We start from the raw sequence: 2338 nt of genomic DNA on the forward strand, positions 1-2338 counted from the left end.
GCGCTGGTCCGCCTGCTGGCGGCGCGCGGTTCGCTACCGGTGGTGGCTGCCGGCGGGATCATGGACGGACGGGGCATCCGCGCCGCCCTGGAGCTGGGCGCGAGCGCCGTGCAGATGGGCACCGCCTTCGTCCTCTGTCCGGAGTCTTCGGCCAACGCCGCCTACCGCGAGGCGCTGAAGGGGCCGCGCGCGGCGCGCACCGCGCTGACCGTGACCATGTCCGGGCGCAGCGCCCGCGGCCTGCCCAACCGGATGTTCTTCGATGCCGCCGCGCCTGGAGTGCCGCCCTTGCCGGACTATCCGTTCGTCTACGACGCGACCAAAGCGTTGCAGACCGCCGCTCTGGCTCGTGGCAACCATGATTTCGCCGCCCAGTGGGCCGGCCAGGGCGCGGCGCTGGCGCGGGAGCTGCCGGCCGCCGAACTGCTGCGCACGCTGGTCGAGGAACTGCGCGGCTGAGGGAGGCCGTTCGCTGCGCGCGACGATGACTGTCTCTGTTCAGTTACCCCTGTGTTGTGCTTTTCTGCCTCCAGCACTGGAACGACAGGTGGAACATGGGACAGGACAAGTTGAAGGTCGCCGTTCTCTTCGGCGGCAGCAGTGAGGAACGGGACGTCTCCATCGCCAGCGGCGCGCAGGTGATCCAGGCGTTGCGCAGCGCCGGCCACCAGGTGCTGGCGGTGGATACCGCCAGCGGCCTGCTCGGCGCGGAGGAAGAGCGCCGCCTGCTGGCGAGCAAGGTCAAGGAGGTCCCGCCGGACTCCGACTCGCTGGCGATCATCCGCAGCGGCAAGCAGAGCCTGCTGAGCGCCGGCGAACTGGCTGGGGTCGACGTGTTCTTCCTCGCCCTGCACGGCGGCACCGGCGAGGACGGCACCCTGCAGGCGCTGCTGGATGCCGGTGGTTTCGCCTATACCGGCAGCGGCCACCTGGCCAGCGCCATGGCGATGGACAAGGACGTGGCCAAGCGCCTGTTCCTCGCCGCCGGGGTGGAGACCGCCAGTTGGCTGATGGCGCCGGCCTCGGAAGAGGCGGTGCGCGAGCAACTGGGCTTCCCCCTGGTGGTCAAGCCGAACAGCCAGGGCTCCACCGTGGGGCTGTCCATCGTGCATTCCCAGGCCGAATTGCAGCCGGCTATCGAGCTGGCCGGGCGCTATGGCGACGAGGTGATGCTGGAGCGCTTCGTCGCCGGCCGCGAGGTCACCGTCGGGGTGCTCGACGACCAGGCGCTGCCGGTGGGCGAGATTCTCCTCGGCGGCCAGGAGGTCTTCGACTACGAGCACAAGTACCAGGCCGGCGCGGTGCGCGAGGTGTTTCCCGCCGACCTGCCGCCGGCGATCGCCGCCGAGGCCCAGCGTCTGGCGCTGAAGGTACACCGGGCGCTGAAGCTGAGCGGCTACAGCCGCACCGACTTCCGCCTCGACGAACAGGGCCGGCTCTGGTGCCTGGAGGTCAATACCCTGCCGGGCATGACCGCCACCAGCCTGCTGCCGCAGGCCGCGGCGGCGGCCGGGATCGGGTTCGCCGAACTCTGCGAGCGGATCTGCCGGCTCGGTATCGAGCGCTGCAAGGGCGCGCGCAAGGCGCGTTCCTGATTCCCGCGGCCCGCCGCCGGGGCGGGCCGCGCCTTTCGCTCAGGCCTCGAGGTTCTCGACCCGCTCGAGGGTGTCGTAGAGGCTGTAGCGCTCCTGTTCGTCGCGTCGCACCCGGCCCATGGCGACGCACGGATCATGGGTGAAGACCAGCCGGCCGTTGCGGGCGATGAGGCTGTCCAGCAGGCGTTCCTTTTCCTCGATCAGGCCTTCCGGGAAGCGGTCGTAGCCCATGGTCAGCGGCAGGTGTACCCAGGGTGCGCCGGGGATCAGGTCGCCGCTGAATACCACCGGGCCGTCGGGCATGGCGATCTCCGGGAGCATCTGGCCCGGGGTATGGCCTTCACTGAAATGGAAACGCCAGCCTTCGCCCAGGTGCGCCGAGCGCTCGCCGTCGTCGAGCAGTTCCAGGCGTCCGCTGGCCTGCAGCAGGTCGAGCAGTTCCGGCACGAACGAGGCGCGGTCGCGCGGGTGCGGCTGGCGCGCGCGCTGCCAGTGGCGGCGGCCGCTGACGAAATGCGCGTTGGGGAACAGCAGGCGCGCCGGCTGGCCTTCTTCCCAGGCGGCGAGCAGGCCGCCGGCGTGGTCGAAGTGCAGGTGGGTGAGCAGCACCACGTCGATGTCGGCGTCGTCCAGGCCGACCGCGGCGAGGCTGTCGAGCAGTACGTGGCGCTCTTCCTGGACGCCGTAGCGCTGGCGCAGGGCGGGCGGGAAGAACGCGCCGATGCCGGTCTCCACCAGTACGT

Annotated in this window: 2 protein-coding genes and 1 pseudogene; 2 read left to right on the forward strand and 1 reads right to left on the reverse strand. The window is 70.7% G+C overall.

What is annotated here, in order from left to right; genetic code table 11:
• Together nmoA and FFS27_RS31815 are read left to right on the forward strand one after the other, a co-directional pair.
• Positions 1-459 (forward strand): annotated as a pseudogene (gene nmoA, locus FFS27_RS31810) (nitronate monooxygenase); the annotation flags it as partial.
• Positions 460-554: 95 nt separating this feature from the next.
• Entirely contained in the window at positions 555-1595 is a 1041-nt protein-coding gene (locus tag FFS27_RS31815; RefSeq protein WP_003093601.1) for a D-alanine--D-alanine ligase, read from the forward strand.
• Positions 1596-1634: 39 nt separating this feature from the next.
• Here the strand turns inward: FFS27_RS31815 and FFS27_RS31820 are convergent.
• Positions 1635-2338, reverse strand: a 704-nt coding sequence (locus FFS27_RS31820) for an MBL fold metallo-hydrolase (protein WP_137952506.1), incomplete at its 5' end; no start/stop codon positions are given.

Source organism: Pseudomonas sp. 2VD (assembly GCF_005503585.1).
In the GTDB taxonomy this organism is placed as follows: domain Bacteria; phylum Pseudomonadota; class Gammaproteobacteria; order Pseudomonadales; family Pseudomonadaceae; genus Pseudomonas; species Pseudomonas aeruginosa.